The sequence below is a fragment of the Sphingomonas jatrophae genome (assembly GCF_900113315.1).
GTDB classification, from domain to species: Bacteria; Pseudomonadota; Alphaproteobacteria; order Sphingomonadales; family Sphingomonadaceae; genus Sphingomonas_P; species Sphingomonas_P jatrophae.
In genome coordinates this window covers 1,945,840-1,962,229 of sequence record NZ_FOZG01000001.1, presented here as the reverse complement: position 1 = coordinate 1,962,229, position 16,390 = coordinate 1,945,840, and the positions used below count along the sequence as shown (strand labels likewise).

Annotated in this window: 17 protein-coding genes; 10 read left to right on the top strand and 7 right to left on the bottom strand. The window is 67.4% G+C overall.

The features are described from left to right. Positions 1–917, bottom strand: a 917-nt coding sequence (gene cysD / locus BM360_RS09205) for a sulfate adenylyltransferase subunit CysD (RefSeq protein ID WP_093313498.1), incomplete at its 3' end; no start/stop codon positions are given. Between the two features lie 92 nt (positions 918–1,009). On the opposite strand from cysD, the gene BM360_RS09200 reads away from it, so the two are divergent. After that, positions 1,010–2,026 carry a helix-turn-helix transcriptional regulator gene (locus BM360_RS09200; protein WP_093313496.1) on the top strand — a complete coding sequence of 339 codons (1,017 nt, stop codon included), beginning with the start codon at positions 1,010–1,012 and terminating at the stop codon, positions 2,024–2,026. A 13-nt stretch (positions 2,027–2,039) separates the two neighbouring features. Here the strand turns inward: BM360_RS09200 and dmpG are convergent, their stop codons facing one another. The 6 genes from dmpG to BM360_RS09170 form a co-directional block, all read right to left on the bottom strand. Then, entirely contained in the window at positions 2,040–3,074 is a 1,035-nt protein-coding gene (dmpG, locus tag BM360_RS09195; RefSeq protein WP_093313494.1) for a 4-hydroxy-2-oxovalerate aldolase, read from the bottom strand. Beyond that, entirely contained in the window at positions 3,071–4,015 is a 945-nt protein-coding gene (locus tag BM360_RS09190) for an acetaldehyde dehydrogenase (acetylating) (protein WP_093313492.1), read from the bottom strand. Before BM360_RS09190 ends, dmpG begins: the two co-directional genes overlap by 4 nt. Positions 4,016–4,027: 12 nt before the next feature. After that, the gene (locus BM360_RS09185; RefSeq protein WP_093313972.1) at positions 4,028–4,732 is read right to left on the bottom strand and encodes a fumarylacetoacetate hydrolase family protein; all 705 of its coding nucleotides are present in this window, start codon (positions 4,730–4,732) and stop codon (positions 4,028–4,030) included. 80 nt (positions 4,733–4,812) lie between these two features. Then, a complete protein-coding gene (locus BM360_RS09180; RefSeq protein WP_207544552.1) occupies positions 4,813–5,304 on the bottom strand; it encodes a flavin reductase family protein in 492 nt (163 codons plus the stop codon). Continuing rightward, positions 5,297–6,121, bottom strand: coding sequence for an alpha/beta fold hydrolase (locus BM360_RS09175; RefSeq protein ID WP_093313488.1), 825 nt, complete (start codon positions 6,119–6,121; stop codon positions 5,297–5,299). Before BM360_RS09175 ends, BM360_RS09180 begins: the two co-directional genes overlap by 8 nt. A 25-nt stretch (positions 6,122–6,146) precedes the next feature. After that, positions 6,147–7,280 (bottom strand): acyl-CoA dehydrogenase family protein, encoded by a 1,134-nt coding sequence (locus BM360_RS09170; protein WP_093313970.1) that lies wholly within the window; start codon positions 7,278–7,280, stop codon positions 6,147–6,149. Positions 7,281–7,641: 361 nt separating this feature from the next. Between BM360_RS09170 and BM360_RS09165 the strand changes: the two genes are divergently transcribed. From BM360_RS09165 to BM360_RS09125, 9 genes are read left to right on the top strand one after another with little or no spacing between them, the layout of a single operon-like run. Beyond that, positions 7,642–8,562: a VOC family protein gene (locus BM360_RS09165; RefSeq protein ID WP_165611259.1), complete on the top strand. Its 921-nt coding sequence runs from the start codon at positions 7,642–7,644 to the stop codon at positions 8,560–8,562. Position 8,563: 1 nt separating this feature from the next. Next, entirely contained in the window at positions 8,564–9,451 is an 888-nt protein-coding gene (locus tag BM360_RS09160; protein WP_341350588.1) for a CoA transferase subunit A, read from the top strand. Beyond that, a complete protein-coding gene (locus BM360_RS09155; protein ID WP_093313484.1) occupies positions 9,451–10,251 on the top strand; it encodes a CoA-transferase subunit beta in 801 nt (266 codons plus the stop codon). The genes BM360_RS09160 and BM360_RS09155 overlap by 1 nt, the downstream gene beginning before the upstream one ends. Before the next feature lies 1 nt (position 10,252). After that, positions 10,253–11,158 (top strand): enoyl-CoA hydratase, encoded by a 906-nt coding sequence (locus BM360_RS09150; RefSeq protein ID WP_093313482.1) that lies wholly within the window; start codon positions 10,253–10,255, stop codon positions 11,156–11,158. Continuing rightward, entirely contained in the window at positions 11,158–12,249 is a 1,092-nt protein-coding gene (locus tag BM360_RS09145) for an NAD(P)H-dependent flavin oxidoreductase (protein ID WP_093313480.1), read from the top strand. The genes BM360_RS09150 and BM360_RS09145 overlap by 1 nt, the downstream gene beginning before the upstream one ends. A 15-nt stretch (positions 12,250–12,264) precedes the next feature. Next, positions 12,265–13,020, top strand: coding sequence for an enoyl-CoA hydratase family protein (locus tag BM360_RS09140; RefSeq protein WP_093313478.1), 756 nt, complete (start codon positions 12,265–12,267; stop codon positions 13,018–13,020). Between the two features lies 1 nt (position 13,021). Continuing rightward, a complete protein-coding gene (locus BM360_RS09135) occupies positions 13,022–14,179 on the top strand; it encodes an acyl-CoA dehydrogenase (protein ID WP_093313476.1) in 1,158 nt (385 codons plus the stop codon). A gap of 13 nt (positions 14,180–14,192) precedes the next feature. Next, positions 14,193–15,236 carry an acyl-CoA dehydrogenase family protein gene (locus BM360_RS09130; RefSeq protein WP_093313474.1) on the top strand — a complete coding sequence of 348 codons (1,044 nt, stop codon included), beginning with the start codon at positions 14,193–14,195 and terminating at the stop codon, positions 15,234–15,236. Next, on the top strand, positions 15,236–16,387 hold the full coding sequence (locus tag BM360_RS09125) for an acetyl-CoA C-acetyltransferase (RefSeq protein WP_093313472.1): 1,152 nt from the start codon (positions 15,236–15,238) through the stop codon (positions 16,385–16,387). Before BM360_RS09130 ends, BM360_RS09125 begins: the two co-directional genes overlap by 1 nt. Positions 16,388–16,390 lie beyond the last annotated feature (3 nt).

Here is a 16,390-nt window from a genome sequence, read left to right as displayed (position 1 = left end):
TACCCCTCCTGCTTCTTCTTCTCCATGCCGGCGCCGCCGGCATCCTTGTCGATCACGCGGCCCTGGCGCTCGGACGTCGTGGTGAGCAGCGTCTCCTGGATCACCTCGGACAGCGTCTTGGCCTCGCTCTCGACTGCGCCCGTCAGCGGGAAGCAGCCGAGCGTACGGAAGCGGATCGAGCGCTCGACGATGTCGGGCTTGCGGCCGAGCGTCTGCTCCAGCCGCTCGGGATCGTCCGCCATGAACAGCTGGCCGTCATGCACGTAGGTCGGCCGCTTGGCGCTGAAATAGAGCGGCACGATCGGCACGTCGTTCAGCTGGATATACTGCCAGATGTCCAGCTCGGTCCAGTTGCTGATCGGGAAGACGCGGATGCTCTCGCCCTTGTTCTTGCGGGCATTATAGAGATTCCACAGCTCCGGCCGCTGGTTCTTCGGATCCCAGCGGTGATTGGCCGAGCGGAAGCTGAACACGCGCTCCTTGGCGCGGCTCTTCTCCTCGTCGCGCCGCGCGCCGCCGAACGCCGCGTCGAAGCCATAGAGGTCGAGCGCCTGCTTCAGCCCCTCCGTCTTCCACATGTCGGTGTGGAGCGCGCCATGATCGAACGGGTTGATGCCGCGATCCTTCGCCTCCTGATTATGGTAAACGAGGAGTTCCATGCCGCTCTCACGCGCCATGCGGTCGCGCAGCTCGTACATCGCCTTGAACTTCCACGTCGTATCGACATGGAGCAGCGGAAATGGCGGCGGCGACGGATAGAATGCCTTGCGGGCGAGATGCAGCATCACCGCCGAGTCCTTGCCCACCGAATAGAGCATCACCGGCTTCTCGCATTCGGCGACGACTTCGCGGAGGATGTGGATGCTTTCCGCTTCCAACCGTTCGAGATGCGTGAGGGTCTGCGCGTCCTGCGCCATCGGTCGTCCTTCCTGGATCCGCTCCTGATGGATGGATGTATGCACTTTGCTTCGCGCTGCACCTCCCATATGGGAGGTGGCCGAGGATTACCGTGACGCTCTCCCGCTCCGACGAGATCGATCTGCTGACCGTGCTGCACGACGGCGTGCATGAGGAGCCGCGCTGGGCGACGTTCCTCGGCCGCATGTTACGCCGGACGCGCGCCGATCATGTTTCACTGATCGTCGCGCAGGGCGACACGCCGATCCACCGCGCGGCACAGTGGTTCGCCGGCCGCGACGTGCGATCCCAGGCGGACCGGCTCGATCACCTCGCCGGACTCGATCCAACGCCCTATCACCGGCTGCGGCCCGGCCGCGTCTATGCCGCAACCGAAATGATGGACCCGCAGGATGCCGGCCACAGCCGTTTCCAGCGCGACTATCTCGAGCGGATCGGCATCCGCTTCGGCCGCTTCATGCGGATCACCGAGCGTGGCGGCGGCAGTGCATGGCTGAGCGTGACGCGCACGGCGGACGATTTCTCTGCGGCGGACAGCGCCCTGCTCTCGTCGCTCGCGCCGCATCTGTCGATCGCGCTGCGCACGCTGGCCGAGCTGGACCGGGCCAGATTCCGCGCGGCGGTGGCGGACGATGCGCTGCGGCGCGCAGGCGTCGGCTGGACGGCGCTCGACCGGGAGGCGCGCCCGCTCGACCGCGGCGGCTCCGCGCCTCCGGGCGAGCGGCCGCTGGGGCAGCTTCCTGCTGCGCTGCCGATGGCGGTGCAGGGCGCCGGCGATCCGCCGCTCGATCTGCTCGCCGTGCCGGTGCCCGAGCGCCCGCTCGCCGCCTCGACCATGCCCACCGTTGTTGCGCTGACGCGGGTGGCGCCTATGCTGGGGGAAGGTGCGGCCGACGCGCTGGTGCGGCTGTTCGCTTTATCCGCGGGCGAGGCGCGGCTGGCCGTCCGCCTGGCGGAGGGTGAAAGCCTTGCCGATGCCGCCACCGCGCTCGGCCTGACAATCGAGACGGCGCGCAATTACTCCAAGCGGCTCTACGCCAAGACGGCGACACGGGGACAAGCGGATCTGGTCCGGCTGGTGCTGACGAGCGTCGCCAGCCTCGCCTGATCCGCGTGCCGGCTCAGGCGGCGTCGCGCGCCTTCACCAGATCCAGCGCCACGTCGACGATCATGTCCTCCTGGCCCCCAACCATCTTGCGACGGCCAAGCTCGACCAGGATCGCCCGCGTATCGAGGCCGTAATCGCCCGCCGCCTTCTCGGCATGGCGGAGGAAGGAGGAATAGACGCCGGCATAGCCGAGCGCGAGCGTCTCGCGATCGACACGCACCGGGCGATCCTGAAGCGGGCGGACGAGATCCTCCGCCGCATCCATCAGCGCCATCACGTCGCAGCCATGGTTCCAGCCCTTGCGGTCGGCGGCGGCGACGAACACTTCGAGCGGCGCATTGCCCGCGCCCGCGCCCATGCCGGCGAGGCTGGCGTCGATCCGCACCGCGCCTTCCTGCGCCGCGACGATCGAGTTGGCGACGCCGAGCGAGAGATTGTGGTGCGCGTGCATGCCACGCTGCGTCTCGGGCTTGAGCACGCGGTCATAAGCACGGAAACGATCGCGCACGCCGTCCATGTCCAGCGCGCCGCCGCTGTCCGTGACATAGACGCAGTGCGCGCCATAGCTCTCCATGAGGAGCGCCTGTTGCGCCAGCGCTTCGGGCTCGATCATGTGGCTCATCATCAGGAAGCCCGACACGTCCATGCCGAGATCGCGGGCGATGCCGATATGCTGCTTGGAGACATCCGCCTCGGTGCAATGCGTCGCGACCCGGACCGAGCGGACGCCGAGATCATAAGCGCGGCGCAGCTCTTCGACGGTGCCGAGGCCCGGCAGGATCAGCGTGGTGAGGACGGCCTTGTCCAGCACCTCGGCCACCGCTTCCAGCCACTCCCAGTCGGTGTGCGCGCCGAAGCCGTAGTTGAAGCTGGTGCCCGACAGGCCGTCGCCATGCGCCACCTCGATCGCATCCACGCCCGCCTGGTCGAGCGCCTTGGCGATCGCCGCGACATGATCGATGCCGTACATGTGGCGGATGGCGTGCATGCCATCGCGGAGCGTAACGTCCTGGATGTAGAGCTTCTGGGTCTGCACGTCGAAGGTCATGCGTTCACCTGCTGCCGGTCGAGCAGCTTCTGCGCGAGCAATTCACCCGTCGCCTTTGCCGCCGCGGTCATGATGTCGAGATTGCCGGAATAGCTGGGTAGGTAATCGCCCGCGCCCTCGACCTCGAGGAACACCGAGGTCTTGACCCCGGTGAACTCGCCGCGGCCGGGGATCTTCAGCTTGTTGTTGTCGCCATAGCGCTCGAACTGCACCTCCTGCTTCAGGCGGTAGCCGGGCACATATTTCTGCACCTTCTCGACCATTGCGTGCACGGAGGCGCGGATCGCTTCCTCGTCGGCGCCGTCGGACAGGGTGAACACCGTGTCGCGCATGATCATCGGCGGCTCGGCGGGGTTGAGGATGATGATCGCCTTGCCCTTCTCCGCTCCGCCGACCTGCTCGATCGCGGCAGCCGTCGTGCGGGTGAACTCGTCGATATTGGCGCGCGTGCCGGGCCCGGCCGAGCGCGACGACACCGAGGCGACGATCTCGGCATAATGGACCTTGGCGACCTGGGAGACCGCGGCGACCATCGGGATCGTCGCCTGCCCGCCGCACGTCACCATGTTGACGTTCGGCTGGTCGAGATGCGCTTCCATGTTGACCGGCGGGATGGTGAACGGGCCGATCGCCGCGGGGGTGAGATCCACCACCTGCTTGCCATCCGCGCGCAGCGCCGCATCGTGGACCTTGTGGGCATAGGCCGAAGTCGCGTCGAACACGATGCCGATCTCGGGATAGACATCCATCGCCTTCAGGCCATCGATGCCCTCGTGCGTGGTCGCAACGCCGCGCTCGCGCGCCATCGCCAGCCCTTCCGACTTCTCGTCGATGCCGACGACCGCCACCAGCTCCATATTCTGGGGATATTTGATCATCTTGATCATCAGATCGGTGCCGATATTGCCCGAACCGATAATCGCCGCCTTGACCTTCGCCACCCTTGATACTCCTCAGACGAAGCGGGCGGCGCAGCGCCCGATGCCGTGCAATTCCATTTCGAACAGGTCGCCCGCCTTGGCCGGCGCCAGCGGCACGAGGCTGCCGGACAGGATCACGTCGCCCTTGTTCAGCGTGACGCCGTGCGCGCCGAGCGTATTAGCCAGCCACGCCACCGCCTGCAGCGGGGAGCCCTGCACCGCCGAGCCATAGCCTTCGGACAAAGGCTCGCCATTCTTGGTGACGGTGACGTGCAGCGCCGGCAGGTCGAGCCCGCGCGGGTCGACGCGGGCCTCGCCGATCACGAACACGCCGCACGACGCGTTGTCGGCGACGGTATCGACGATGCCGATCTTCCAGTCGTCGATCCGGCTGTCGACGATCTCGAAGCAGGGCGCGATGCTCTCCGTCGCGGCGAGCACGTCCTCGGCGGTCACGCCGGGGCCGTTCAGGTCGCTCTTCAGGATGAAGGCGATCTCCGCCTCGGCACGCGGCTGGATCAGGCCGTGGGCTTCGACGTCGATGTCGCCTTTCACCCACATGCGGTCGGTCAGGAAGCCGAAATCGGGCTGGTGGACGCCCAGCATGTCCTGCACCGCCTTGGAGGTGACGCCGATCTTCTTGCCGACGATCCGCTCGCCATCCGCCGTGCGCCGCTCCAGCGCGCCCAGCGAGATGGCGTAAGCGTCGTCGATCGTCAGCGTCGTATCGCGCGCCATCAGCGGCGGCACGGTGCGGCGCTCGCGCAGCGCGGAATAGAGTTCGTCGGCGAAGGCGTCGATGCGCCCGTCAGTGTCGCTCACAGATAGGTTCCGTCCTGGTAGATGAGCGGCGCGACCTCGCCCGTCAGCCGCACCGCCTCGACCCGGCCGACGACGATGCTGTGCGTGCCATAGGGCCAGATCGCATCGACCACGCAGGAGAGATTGGCCTGCGCATCGTCGAGCATGGCGAGGCCGCGATGATCGGGGGTCCAGGCGCCGACGGTGAAGCGCAGCTCTCGCGCGACCGCGCCGCCGAAGGCGGAGGAGATGTCGCGCTGGTGGCGCGACAGGATGTTGATGTTGAACGCGCAGCCTTGCGACAGGCAGGCGTGCAGGCTGGCCGAGCGATTGACGCAGACCAGCACCGCCGGCGGATCCATCGTCAGCGAGGTGATCGACGTCGCCGCCATGCCGGTGACGCCGTCCGGCCCCTCTGCCGTGACGACGCCGACGGCGGAGGCGAGCCGCCGCATCGCGCCTTTGAACAGCGGAACCACATCGTCCGCGACCGCGACGGCCTCAGTCACGCAGGAAATCGAGCGAGTAACGGTTGAACTCCTCAGCCCGCTCCACCTGCACCCAGTGGCCGGTGCGGGCAAAGGTGATCGCGCGCACATCAGGGCAGCGATCGAGGAACAGGCGGCTATGCGCCTCAGGGCAGAATTCGTCGTTCAGGCCCCACAGCACGAAGATCGGCTGCGTGATTTCGCCGAGACGCGGCCCGAGATCGGGCGTGCGCATCCGGACGAGCACGTCCTTCGGCTGCGTCCGCGCGACGGCGAAGCGCTCCTCCACCAGCTGGTCGGTGATGTGGTGGTGCGCGTCGGGATGGAGCAGGTTGCCGATCAGGCGCTTCTGCTCGTCCACGTTGAAATCCGGCCCGCCAAAGTTGGACACCATCTTGGCGATGCCGGGCATCACGAAATAATCTTCGCGCGGCGCGACGCAGCCGGGCGCCATCAGGACGAGCTTCTCGGCGAATTCGGGATGGTCGAGCGTCATCTGCAGCGCGATGCCGCCGCCCAGCGAGTTGCCGATCAGCGTCGCCTTGGTCACGCCCTGCGCCTGCAGCGCCTCATACACCGTGTCGGTGAAGAGCTGGAGCGTATAGTCGATCCCCTCCGGCTTGGACGAGGCGCCATAGCCGATCAGGTCGGGCAGCAGCACGCGGTAGCCGGCCGCGACGAACGCATCGACATTCTTGCGGAAATTGGAGCGGCCCGATGCGCCCGGGCCGCTGCCGTGGAGGAACACCACCGCCGGCCCGTCCGCCGGGCCGGTCTCCGCCACCACGATGTCGTAATCGCCGCTCACGCGGTGCGTGCTGATCTGCAATTCGGCCACCCCTGCCCTCTCCCCTTGCGTCGCGTCAGACGAACATGAAGGCAGGCGGCTGACCCATCAGGCTGCCGACCACGTCGCCCGCCATGTTGTTCGGGTCATTCGCAACGTGCGCACGCGCGGCATTGAGGTCAAGCCACGGCTGCACCAGCGGGCTGGACATGTAGATGGCGCGGCCGCCCAGCAGCGGCAGCAGATCGTCCACCATTTCCGCGCAGCGCCGCACGACGGAGGCCGACTGGTAGCGATAGAGCGTGCGCTTCTCCATCGGCACCTCCTCGCCCCGCTCGGCATGGCCGAGCATGTCGTTGACGTTGCGCTGGAGCACCAGCTCCATCTCGTCGATCTGCGAATAGGCCTTGGCGATCGCGCTCATCACCATCGGATCGGCCTTGGAGGCCTTGCCCGTGTTGGTCGACACGCGGTTGGCGGTGATCTCCAGCGCCCCCTTCACCGCCGCCTTGGCGCCGCCAAGCGCGGCGGTGGAGACGAGCCGCAGGAAGATCTGCGCCCAGGGCAGGCGGAACAGCGGCGCGTCATTCTCGGCCTGGCCGGGATTGCGGCAGAGGAAGCCGTCCACCGCCTTGTGCGTGCGGTGCTCGGGCACGAAGGCGCGATCGACGACGATATCCTGGCTGCCCGTGCCCTGCAGGCCGAACGTGTGCCACGCATCCTCGATCTTGTAGTCCGCCCGCGGCAGCAGGAAGGTGCGCATGTCGGGCGGGCCGCCCTCCTCGGCCGGCGGGATCATCGCGCCGAGCAGTACCCAGTCGCAATGCTCCGACCCCGAGGAGAAGCCCCAGCGGCCTGACAGGTAGAAACCGCCCTCGGCCCGCTCCACCACGCCGACCGGCTGGTAGGAGGAGGAGACGAGCACGCTGTCATCCTCGCCCCACACATCGACCTGCGCCTGATCGTGGAACAGCGCCAGCTCGTAGGGATGGCCACCGACGACGCCGTAGACCCAGCCCGTCGACATGCAGCCTTCGGCCAGCAGCTTCTGCACCTCGAAGAACACGTTGGGGTTCATCTCATACCCGCCCCAGCGCTTGGGCTGGAGGATGCGGAAGAAGCCCGCTTCCTGCATCTCGGCGATCGTCTCGTCCGGGATGCGGCGCTGCGCGGTCGCCTGTTTGGCGCGCGCCTTCAGCACCGGCACCATCGCGCGCGCGCGTTCGATGAGGATTTCGGGGGTCACAAGCTCCGCCACCTGGGCGTAGCCGGTATCGGGCATCGAGAGGACTGCGCTGCTCGCGTTCATCACCGTCTCCTGGTTCCCGACCTCATCGGCTAGACGGGCGGGATGCGTAGATCCAGTTGGTCTATTCTGCGCAAACTGTCAAGCCTTCCGCGGGGGCTTGCATCGTCCGCGGTGACGCTTTAGCGCATCAAACACGCTTTGGCGATGATCGCATGAGGCCGCCGGGGCGCGGCGATCATGCAATTGCGCAGGCATGGCGGCGCAATCGACTTGCGTAGCCGATCGGCGCCGTGAGCGGGGTTCTGGGTGGGGAGCGGAACAGGTGAGCGTCAGTTCGTTGGGCTACGTCGTCATCGAGACGCGCGATCTTGCGGCTTGGCAGGAATATGGCACGCAGATCCTCGGCGCGATGGAATCGCCGTCGGGTGATCCGGACGTGCTGTTCCTGCGCGTCGATGATCGCCCCTTCCGTTTCTGGATCCGCAAGGGCGAGCGCGAGGCGTTCGTCGCGCCGGGCTGGGAATTCGCCTCCAAGGAAGCCTTCGATGCGGCGATCGCGCGGCTGGAGGCGGCAGGCCGCCCGGTGGAGCGTGCGGGCATCATGGAGGCGCGCGGGCGCAAGGTCTATGAACTCGCCCGCTCGTCCGATCCGTGCGGCAACGGGTTCGAGCTTTTCTACGGACGCTTCTACGATTATGCGCCGTTCGTCTCGCCCGCCGCGGTCAGCCGCTTCGTCACGGGCGACAATGGCGACATGGGTCTCGGCCATGTCGTGCTGACCGCGCCGGCGTTTGAGGAAACGCACGCTTTCTACAAGGAGGTGCTGGGCTTCGGCGACACCGATCTCGGCCGCTTTTTCCTGGCCGGCGGCGGGCCGGACGATGCCGGCATCGGCTTCGCCTTCATGCACGCGCGCAACGGCCGTCATCACAGCCTGGCGCTCGGCCAGATGCCGGAAAGCCCGAACGGCGCCGTGCACATGATGCTGGAGGTCGGCACGCTCGAGGATGTCGGCCGTGCCTATGATCGCGTGCTGAAAAGCAAGGGAAAGGTTCCCCTCTCGGCGACGCTCGGGCGGCATGTCAACGACAAGATGACCTCTTTCTACATGCGCACGCCCGGCGGGTTCGACATCGAATATGGCTGGAACGGTCTGGTAATCGATCCGGACACGTGGGTGCCCACGACCAGCCTGGGCGTCAGCGACTGGGGCCACAAATGGGCGCACGAAAAGGATGACTGAGATGCCGGCGACCTTGGACAAACGCATGTCGGCGCAGGAGATGGTCGCCACCCTGCGCGACGGCATGACCGTGGGGATCGGCGGCTGGGGCCCGCGGCGCAAGCCGATGGCGCTGGTCCGCGAGATCCTCCGCTCCGACGTTAAGGATCTGACGATCGTCGCTTATGGCGGCGCCGACGTCGGCATGCTGTGCGCGGCGGGCAAGGTGAAGAAGCTGGTCTTCGCCTTCGTCTCGCTCGATGCGATCCCGCTGGAGCCGTGGTTCCGCAAGGCGCGCGAGGCGGGCGGCCTTGAAGTGATGGAACTGGACGAAGGCATGTTCCAGTGGGGGCTGAAGGCCGCCGCCTTCGGCCTGCCCTTCCTGCCGACGCGCGTCGGCCTCGGCACCGATCTGGCGGAGCTGGGCGGCCTCAAGACGGTGCAGTCCCCCTATGCCGACAGCGAGACGCTGATCGCGATGCCGGCGCTGAAGCTCGACGTTGCCTTCATTCACGCCAATCGCAGCGACTGGCGCGGCAACGTCCACCTGTTCGGCGCCGACACTTATTATGACGAGTGGTTCGCCAAGGCCGCGGCCAAGACCTTCGTCTCGTGCGAGGAACTGGTCGACCGGATGGAGGATCATTATCCGGGCGACGCGCAGTATAACGTGTTCGAGCGCTGCTTCGTGTCGGGCGTCGTCGAGATGCCGGGCGGCGCGCATCCAAGCTCGATGCCGCCGGCCTATGGCTGGGACATGAAGGCGTTCAAGGCCTATGCCGACGCCGCCAAGGATCCGGGCGACTGGTCCGCCGTCGCCGACCGTTTCGTCGGTGCCAGCGAAAGCGCCTATCTCGAGCAAATCGGTGGAAAGGAGGCGGTCGCGGCTCTCCCGCTTCCGATATTCTGATGACGGACTACACGCTCGCAGAACTCTGCGTCTTCGCCTGCTCGGAAGCCTTCCGGAACAATGGCGAGATCGTCGCGACCGGCGTCGGCCCCGTGCCGCGCCTGGCCGCGGGCCTCGCCAAGCTGTCGCACAGCCCCGAGCTGATGATGACGGACGGCGAGGCCTATCTGGTCGAGCAGCCGGTGCCGATCGGCCCGCGCAGCTATGACGATCGCAAGGCCGCCGGTTATCTCCCCTTCTCGCGCTTCTTCGACAGCGCGGTGTGGACGGGGCGGCGCCACGCCATGGTCACGCCGACGCAGATCGACCGGTTCGGCCAGATCAACCTCAGCTATCTTGGCGGCACGTACGACAAGCCGAAGACGCAGATGCTGGGCGTGCGCGGTTTCCCGGGCAACACCATCTATCACGCCAACAGTTTCTTCTTCCCGTCGCACACGCAGCGCACGCTGGTTCCGGGCGAAGTGGATATGATCTCGGGCGTCGGCTACAATCCGGCGCGGCGCGTGGCGGGCGGCAACTATTCCGGCGTCGATCTGCGCGTGATCGTCACCAACCTGTGCGTGCTGGATTTCGGCGGGCCGGATCATCAGATGCGCGTCGTCTCGCTCCATCCCGGCGTGTCGTTCGACGAGGTGCAGGAGAATACGGGCTTCCCGCTCGCCCGCATCGGCGAGGACATCCCGACGACGGCGGGTCCGGATGCAGCGGCGCTGGCGTTGATCGCGCAGCTCGATCCGCACAATGTCCGGGCCGGCGTGTTCAAGGGGAACCCGTCCGCGATCCGGGAAGCCGCCTGACATGAACCACGCCGACGCCCTCGTCGAACCGCGGACGGTGGACACCGTCTACGAAACGGATGAGCCGGTCACCTATGAAGTGATCGACCGCGTCGCTTGGATCATGATGAACCGCCCGGCGGTCAACAATGCCCAGAACGGGCAGATGACCTATGCACTGGACGATGCGTTCATCCGCGCGACCAACGACGATGACGTGCGCTGCATCGTGCTGGGCGGCCATGGCAAGCACTTCTCCGCGGGCCACGATATCGGCACGCCGGGACGCGACGTGCACAAGCCGTTCGACAACCGGCTGATGGTGCCGGGCCACGTCAACAAGCCGGGCGCGGAGCTGCTCTATACGCGCGAGAAGGAGCAATATGTCGGCATGTGCCGGCGCTGGCGCGACGTGGCCAAGCCGACCATCGCGATGGTGCAGGGCGCGTGCGTGGCGGGCGGGCTGATGCTGGCGTGGGTGTGCGACCTGATCGTCGCCAGCGACGACGCCTTCTTCCAGGATCCGGTCAACCGGATGGGCATTCCGGGCGTCGAATATTTCGCCCACGCCTACGAATTGCCGCCACGGGTGGCCAAGGAGTTCCTGCTGCTGGGCGAGCGGATGAGCGCGCAGCGGGCCGAGCAGTTCGGCATGGTCAACAAGATCGTGCCCCGCGCCGAGCTGCGCGATGCCGCCGCAGCCATGGCGGCCAAGCTGGTCGCGCAGCCGCGACTGAGCAACTGGCTGAGCAAGCAGGCGATCAATCACGTCGAGGAATTGATGGGCAAGCGGAGCGCCATGGACGCGCAATATCACATGCATCACTTCGCCCACGCGCAGAACGATCTCACCTCGATCGACAGCCTTGCCGGGCAGGACGCCAAATCGATGGCGTCGGCCAACAAGAAGCAGGCGGGGGACGCGTGATGGGCGATCCGCTGCACACGGTGATGGTGGAGCGGCTGGGCTGCCGCTGGCCGATCATCCAGACCGCAATGGGCTGGGTAGCGGAGCCGAGCCTGGTGATCGGCAGCTCGAATGCGGGCGCGTTCGGCTTCCTCGGCGCGGCGGTGATGACACCCGACGAGGCCCGCACCAAGCTGCTGGAGGTGCGCCGCGGCACGGACCGGCCGTTCGGCGTCAACTTCCACAGCTTCCAGCCGGGCGCCGACAAGATCGTCGACCTGATCGTCGAGAACAAGGATCAGGTGCGCGCCGTCTCGTTCGGGCGTGGGCCGGATGCCAAGATGATCGGCCGCTTCCGCGATGCCGGCATCCTGTGCGTGCCGACAGTCGGCGCGGTGAAGCATGCGCAGAAGATGGTTCAGCTGGGCGTCGACATGGTCAACGTGCAGGGCGGCGAAGGCGGCGGCCACACCGGATCGGTGCCGACGACGGTGCTGCTGCCGCAGGTGCTGGATGCGGTGAAGGTGCCGGTGATCGCCAGCGGCGGCATGGCGGACGGCCGCGGCCTGGCGGCGGCGCTGGCTTACGGCGCCGTCGGCATCGCGATGGGCACGCGCTTCCTGCTGACCAAGGAAAGCCCGGTGCCGGATGCGGCCAAGGCCGAATATCTGAAGGCCAGCACCGACGGCATCGTCGTCACCACCAAGCTGGACGGCATCCCGCAGCGCATGGTGCGATCCAAGGCGATGGACCGGATCGAGAAGTCCGGCCCGTTCGGCATGTGGCTCCGCGCGTTCGAGAGCGGCAGCCAGATGAAGAAGCAGACCGGCGCATCGTGGCTCGACATGCTGAAGTCCGCGCGCGGCATGACCTCGCACGGCGCGATGCCGCTCAAGCAGGCGATCATGGCCGCCAACATGCCGATGATGATCCAGAAAGCGGTCGTCCACGGCGATGTCGAGCATGGCGTGATGGCGACCGGCGTCGTCGGCGGCCGGATCGACGACATTCCGACCTGCCAGGTGCTGGTCGATCGCATCGTCGCCGAGGCGCATGAGCGGCTGGCCGCGCTCGCGGCACTCGGCAGCGCCGCGCCTGTGCACGCGGCCTGAAGGAGGAGGACAGACATGCCCGTCACGCTGGAGATCAAGGATCGGATCGCGGAGATCGTCTTCGACGTGCCGCCGGTGAATGCGTTCGACAGCGAGACGTGGAACAGCTTCCCCGCGCTGATCCGCGAGGCGGGGTTCAACCCGGAGGTGAACGTCCTGCTGATCCGCGCGGCGGAGACGTCGCGGGGCTTTTGCGGCGGCGTCGACATCAAGGAGATGCAGGCGCATCCCGAGCGGATCCCGCTGCTCAACCGCGGCAATTACCTCACCTTCAAGGCGATCCACGACTGCGAGGTGCCGGTGGTGATCGCCGTGCACAAGTTCGTCATCGGCGGCGGCATCGGCATCTGCGGCGCATCGGACACGATCATCGCGGCGGACGACGCCTATTTCTCGCTCCCGGAGGTCGATCGCGGCGCGATGGGCGGGGCCAGCCACATGTCGCGCATGCTGCCGCTGCATAAGGTGCGCGCGGCCTTCTTCACCGGCGGCAACATCCCGGCAGCGGAGGCCTACCGGCTGGGCGGCGTCGAGAAGGTGGTGCCCCGCGCCGATCTGGTGGCGGAGGCCCGCGCCTTCTGCGCGGTGATCGCATCCAAGAGCCGCAAGGCGCTGGTGATCGCCAAGGAAGCGCTGAACGGCCTCGAGGCGCGCGACGTCGATCGCGGCTATCGCTGGGAACAGGGCTTCACGCTCGAAATGTACATGCACGAGGACAGCCAGAAGGCGCGCGACGCCTTCGTGGAAACCGGCAAGGCGGCCGCATTCTGAGATGGACCTGACCTACACCCCCGAACAGCAGGCGTTCCGCGCCGAAGTGCGTGCCTGGCTGGAGGCCCATGTGCCGGCCACGCCGCTGGAACATTATGACGCGACGCGCGAAGGCTTCGAGGCGCACCGCGCGTGGGAGCGGACGCTGAAGTCGGGCGACTGGGGCATGGTGACGTGGCCGGTCGAATATGGCGGCCGAGGGGTCGATCTGATCCAGTGGCTGATCTTCGAGGAGGAATATTACCGCGCCGGCGCTCCCGGCCGCGTCAACCAGAACGGCATCTTCCTGCTCGGCCCGACGCTGATGGAGTTCGGCACGCACGAGCAGAAGGTCCGCTTTCTGCCGTCGATGGCCAGCGGGGACGAGATCTGGGCGCAGGCCTGGTCGGAGCCGCAGGCGGGCAGCGATCTGGCGGGCGTGCGCGCCACCGCCGTGCGCGACGGCGACGACTATGTGCTGAACGGCCACAAGATCTGGTCCAGCCGCGCCGCCTTTGCCGACTGGGCGTTCGGCCTGTTCCGCGAGCCGGGGACCGAGCGGCACAAGGGCATGAGCCTGATCTTCTTCCGGCTCGACGCGCCGGGCGTGACGGTGAATCCGATCCGCAAGATCAACGGCCATGTCGGCTTCGCCGAGATCTTCCTCGAGGACGTGCGCGTGCCCGCGTTCAATCGCCTCGGCGAAGAGGGCCAGGGCTGGCACATCTGCATGGCGACGGCCGGGTTCGAGCGCGGGCTGATGCTGCGCAGCCCCGCCCGCTATCAGGTGGCGGCGGCGAAGCTGGCGGAGCTCTACCGGCGGCATGAGAACAGCGTCGATCCGGCGCTGAAGAAGCAGGTCGTCCGCGCGTTCATGAACGCCGAGGCTTATGCCCTGTCCATCTATTCTACAGCCAGCCGGCTGATGGCGGGCGCGAAGATCGGGCCGGAGGCGAGCACCAACAAGATCTTCTGGTCGGAGATGGACATCGACCTCCACCAGACCGCGCTGGAGATCCTGGGCCCGCGCGCCGAACTGCTCCCCTCCGCCCCCGATGCGGGCGCGGTGGACGACTGGCTGGACGATTACATCTTCTCGCTGTCCGGCCCGATCTATGCCGGATCGAACGAGATCCAGCGCAACATCATCGCCGAGCGCATGCTCGGCCTGCCGCGCTGAGGACCCTAGCCTCATGGATTTCACCTTCTCCGAAGAACAGAAGATGTTCGCCGACACGGCGAAGACGCTGCTCGCCGACACCTGCACGCCGGCCCACCTGCGCGCGCAGATGGACAAGGGCGAGGCGCGTGATGCGGATCGCTGGGCGGCGATCGTCGAGACGGGGCTGACGCTCGTCCTGCTGCCCGAGGCGGCGGGCGGCATCGGCCTGACCGAGATCGATTTCGCCCCCATCGCCGAGGCGGCGGGCTATGCCGGCCTGCCCGAGCCGCTGGTGGAGAGTGCGGGCGTCGCCGCGCCGATGCTCGCGGCGATCGCGCCCGATCATCCGCTGCTGGCGGACCCGGCCGCCACCATTGCGATCCAGCATCCGCTCAACCCGTTCGTCGCCGATGCGGATACCGCCGCGGCGATCATCCTGCACCATGACGGCGCGGCGCACATCGTCGATCCCGCCTCCGTCACGCTCGTCCGGCAGGAGAGCATCGACCCGTTCCGCCGCCTGTTCCGCATCGACGGCATGCCACCGGCCGGCACGCGGATCGACGCCGATCCCGCCGCCTGGGCGCTGGCGCTCGACCGCGGGGCCCTGTTCGCCGCGGCGCAGGGGCTCGGCCTCGCGCAGCGCTCGATCGATCTCGCGGTCGATTATGCCAAGGATCGGACGCAATTCGGCAAGCCGATCGGCAGCTATCAGGCGGTGAAGCACCATCTCGCCTCCGCGCAGGTGGCGGTCGAGTTCGCCCGCCCCGTCGTGCAGGCCGCCGCCGCCGAGATCGGCGCGCAGGACGTGCATTCCCGCGCACGCGTCAGCCACGCCAAGCTCGTCGCGCTTGAGGCGGCTGACCAGGCGGCGCGCGCGTCCATCCAGGTGCATGGCGCGATGGGCTATTCGTGGGAGGTGGACGTCCACTTCTTCCTGAAGCGCGCGCTCGGCCTCACCTTCACCTGGGGCGATCCCGCCTTCCACCGCGCGCGCATCGCCGAGCGGATGTTCGGCAGCCCGACCGGGCCCGACACGCTGTTTGCCCGCACGTCCGACCAGAAAGCCGCCTGATGCCCGACGCCTACATCATCGATTCCGTTCGCTCGCCCACCGGGCGCAAGAGGGGCAGCCTTGCCGCCATCCATCCGGCCGATCTCGCCGCGCACCCGATCAAGGCGCTGATCGCGCGCACCGGCATCGATCCGGCGCAGGTCGACGATGTCGTGTGGGGCTGCTGCGACACGATCGGGCCGCAGGCGGGTGACATCGGCCGCACCGCATGGCTGGTCGCCGGCATGCCCGAGGAGGTGCCCGGCACGACGATCGATCGCCAGTGCGGATCGTCGCAGCAGGCGATCCACTTCGCCGCGCAGGGCGTGATGAGCGGGACGCAGGATCTGGTCGTCGCGGGCGGCAGCCAGTCGATGAACGCCATCCCGATCTCGGCCGCCATGTATGCGGGCGAGCAATATGGCTTCTCCAGCCCGTTCATCGGGGCCGAGGGCTGGGACGCGCGCTACGGCACGGAGGAGATCAACCAGATCAAGTCCGCCGAGATGATCGCCGAGAAGTGGGGCATCGATCGCGAGACGATGGAGCGGTTCAGCCTCGCCTCGCACCAGCGCGCGCAGACGGCGATCGACAATGGCTGGTTCGCCAAGGACATCGCACCGGTGGGCGGCCTTTCCACTGATGAGACGGTGCGGCCGAACACCACGCTCGAAGGTCTCGCCGCGCTGAAGCCGGTGCGTGAGGGCGGGGTCATCACCGCCGGCGTCGCCAGCCAGAATTGCGATGCCTCCGCCGCGATGCTGATCGCCAGCGAAGCCGCGGTGAAGGCGCATGGCCTTAAGCCGCGGGCGCGCATCCACTACATTTCGGTGCGCGCCGCCAACCCGATCTGGATGCTGACCGCGCCGATCCCGGCGACGCAATATGCCCTGCAGAAAGCGGGCATGTCGGTCGACGACATCGACCTGTTCGAGTGCAACGAGGCATTCGCCAGCGTGCCGCTCGCCTGGATGAAGGATCTCGGCGTCCCGCATGAGAAGATGAACGTCCATGGCGGCGGCATTGCGCTCGGCCACCCGATCGGCGCGACGGGCGTCCGGCTGATGACGAACCTGCTCGGCGCGCTGGAGCGGACCGGCGGGCGTTACGGCCTGCAGACGATGTGCGAGGGCGGCGGCCAGGCCAACGTCACCATCATCGAGCGGCTCTGAGGC

What these genes read in the sequence shown, in the direction of transcription:
- BM360_RS09125 (WP_093313472.1), top strand. Translation starts at nt 15,236, where the DNA reads ATGCCCGACGCCTACATCATCGATTCCGTTCGCTCGCCCACCGGGCGC.
- BM360_RS09155 (WP_093313484.1), top strand. Translation starts at nt 9,451, where the DNA reads ATGACGGACTACACGCTCGCAGAACTCTGCGTCTTCGCCTGCTCGGAA.
- BM360_RS09170 (WP_093313970.1), bottom strand. Translation starts at nt 7,280, where the DNA reads ATGGTGCCGGTGCTGAAGGCGCGCGCCAAACAGGCGACCGCGCAGCGC.
- BM360_RS09145 (WP_093313480.1), top strand. Translation starts at nt 11,158, where the DNA reads ATGGGCGATCCGCTGCACACGGTGATGGTGGAGCGGCTGGGCTGCCGC.
- BM360_RS09135 (WP_093313476.1), top strand. Translation starts at nt 13,022, where the DNA reads ATGGACCTGACCTACACCCCCGAACAGCAGGCGTTCCGCGCCGAAGTG.
- BM360_RS09160 (WP_341350588.1), top strand. Translation starts at nt 8,564, where the DNA reads ATGCCGGCGACCTTGGACAAACGCATGTCGGCGCAGGAGATGGTCGCC.
- BM360_RS09130 (WP_093313474.1), top strand. Translation starts at nt 14,193, where the DNA reads ATGGATTTCACCTTCTCCGAAGAACAGAAGATGTTCGCCGACACGGCG.
- BM360_RS09185 (WP_093313972.1), bottom strand. Translation starts at nt 4,732, where the DNA reads ATGGCGCGCGATACGACGCTGACGATCGACGACGCTTACGCCATCTCG.
- dmpG (WP_093313494.1), bottom strand. Translation starts at nt 3,074, where the DNA reads ATGACCTTCGACGTGCAGACCCAGAAGCTCTACATCCAGGACGTTACG.
- BM360_RS09140 (WP_093313478.1), top strand. Translation starts at nt 12,265, where the DNA reads ATGCCCGTCACGCTGGAGATCAAGGATCGGATCGCGGAGATCGTCTTC.
- BM360_RS09150 (WP_093313482.1), top strand. Translation starts at nt 10,253, where the DNA reads ATGAACCACGCCGACGCCCTCGTCGAACCGCGGACGGTGGACACCGTC.